General features: G+C 32.5%; 1 protein-coding gene. It reads left to right on the top strand.

Annotation, left to right across the window (positions count from 1 at the left end):
- The first annotated feature begins 362 nt into the window (after positions 1-362).
- Complete coding sequence (locus PHQ99_03955; GenBank protein MDD4288726.1) at positions 363-1,523, top strand: hypothetical protein; 1,161 nt, start codon at positions 363-365, stop codon at positions 1,521-1,523.
- Positions 1,524-1,527 lie beyond the last annotated feature (4 nt).

The following is a 1,527-nucleotide window of genomic DNA, read 5'->3' on the forward strand; positions in this document are numbered from 1 at the left end:
ATCTATTAAATTATTAAATTATGCTATCATGATACTCAGAAGAGTTTGCAGTAGGAAAGGTCAACTAAAAAACGGGAACCATCAATAGATGAGTTCGATTTTTAGATGGACCGCCCTTCTCAAATCTAAAAACAATAAACCAAAAAAATTTTTCTTAACAATTTCCCTCTCCCCTTGGAGGGAGAGGGATAGGGTGAGGGGGAAGATCTTTTTACCATTATTTGTATTATATAAAAGATATCTTGGACTTTCTTCCTGTATATAAAATACAATTGCATAAAATCTTAATAGCATATAAAATATAGATAGATAAAGAGAGTACCTTGAGAAAAAAATAATTTAAAAAAATGGAGGGATATATTGTGAAAGAAGTTACTAAAAAAGTAATTGCAAAGCTAATCGATGAGAAGGATGAAATTAACGTATCAGTTTATATGCCCACCAGGGCGGCTGCAAGTAGCGAAGTAAAAAAAATGCCTATCCAATTAAAGACTCTCCTGAACAATGTAAAGAAAAAGTTATCTGAAAATTATAATTTAGATAATCGTGAAATAGAAAAATTATTAAAGCCAGCGACTGATTTGATTGGTGACAGGGTTTTCTGGCAGAATCAAAGACAGGGGCTGGCTATGTTTGTAAATAACAAACAATTTAGTTATTATCGTTTGCCCAGTGAGGTGCCTGAAATGGCTGAAGTGAGCCAATTTTTTAACTTGATTCCCCTCATGCCCGAAGTTATGTTTAATAACTATTATTATGTGCTTGCCTTGAGTAGAAATCATAACAGGGTTTTACGATGTACTAAAGGTAGTGTAAAAGAGATTGATATAGAAGGTGTTCCAGACAGTATACAGGAAATCTTAAAATATGATGAATCTGAAAAGTCACTCCAATATCATTCCAGTGGAGGCACTGCCCCTATTTTTCATGGTCAGGGAGTAGTTGATGATGAAAAGCGGGAAGAATTGTTGCAATATTTTAGGATGATTGACCAGGGTTTGAATAAATACCTGAACTTGAAAGATAAAAAACAAAAATTACCATTAATAATTATGAGTGTAAAAGCATTGTTCCCACTTTATAAAGAAATCAACACTTATCCATATTTGTTGGAAAAAAATGTTGAAGGAAATCCTGACGACGTTTCATCTGATTCAATTAAAAATAGCGCGTGGGATATTGCATCTGAATATTTTCATAAACAGCTGGATGACATAAATAAGACATATCATGATTTGAAAGGGACAGGAAAGACTTCTACAGACTTAGAAGATATTGTGTCTGCTGCAAGTTTCAGTAGAGTAGATACTTTGTTAGTAAAAAAGAATATTGCACAATATGGGTTATTTGAATCAGAAGAAAATAAGGTACTAATTGCTGAAGATGAAAATGAACAGCAGAATAACTATGATTTATATAATTTTGCTGCGATTAATACTGTTTCAAATGGTGGACAGGTTTATGTATTGGATGAAGATAAAATGCCTGATAGTGAAGATGTTGTAGCTATATATAGATTTTAAAAAC

It is taken from the genome of Atribacterota bacterium, assembly GCA_028703475.1.
Taxonomy (GTDB): Bacteria; Atribacterota; Phoenicimicrobiia; order Phoenicimicrobiales; family Stramentimicrobiaceae; genus JAQVMU01.